This is a genomic window from Microvirga puerhi, assembly GCF_020089865.1.
Lineage (GTDB): Bacteria > Pseudomonadota > Alphaproteobacteria > Rhizobiales > Beijerinckiaceae > Microvirga > Microvirga puerhi.
In genome coordinates this window covers 1-698 of record NZ_JAIRBM010000047.1, presented here as the reverse complement: position 1 = coordinate 698, position 698 = coordinate 1, and the positions used below count along the sequence as shown (strand labels likewise).

The 698-nt window shown below is 60.6% G+C and carries 1 protein-coding gene; it reads right to left on the bottom strand.

All coding sequences use genetic code 11. The features are described 5' to 3' along the window. Positions 1-125 precede the first annotated feature (125 nt). Positions 126-698, bottom strand: a 573-nt coding sequence (locus K9B37_RS24535) for an outer membrane protein (protein ID WP_224316437.1), incomplete at its 5' end; no start/stop codon positions are given.

The window sequence follows — 698 nt, the reverse complement described above, 5'->3', positions numbered from 1 at the left end:
GCATGGCTTGCCGATTTCGAGGCACGCGTGCCTACCTATGCCAAGACGCGCGTTGCGGCATGACGGCATGAAAAAGGCCCGGTGTTTCCACCGGGCCTCTGTCGTTCGCGTGAGCGCGAACAGTCTTAGTACGACGAGAACTTGTAGTTCAGGCCGGCGCGGATGACGCCGAACTCGTCCTTGTTCTTGCCGCCGACGAAGCCAACTGGGGTGCCGAGCAGGAAAGCGTCGTTGCGGTTGCCGTTGTCGATGTTGACATACAGGCCTTCGACCTTCGCCGTCAGGTTGTTGGTGAAGGCGTACTCGACACCACCGCCGACGGTCCAGCCGCCGTTGTCGCCGTTGAAGGCAAAACCGCCGGTGGCGTAGATCAGAGCGCGGTCGAAGGCGAAGCCGGCGCGAGCACGCACGGTGCCGAACCAGTCGTTGTTGTTATTGTTGTTCGCTCCCACAAAGCCCGGCGTCACGAACAGGAAGTCGTTGTTCCGATGACGGTTGACGTCGGCATACTGGACGTCGCCCTCGACACCGACGACGAACTGGTTGAACTGATAATTGTAGCCGATCTGGCCGCCGCCGACGAAGCCGCCGTTGCTGCCGGAATCGACGAAGCCGATGCCCGGAACGAACACGTTTTCGTTGTTGGTGTTCCAGCCATAGCCGGCGTTCACACCGACATAGAAGCCGGTCCAGGTGAA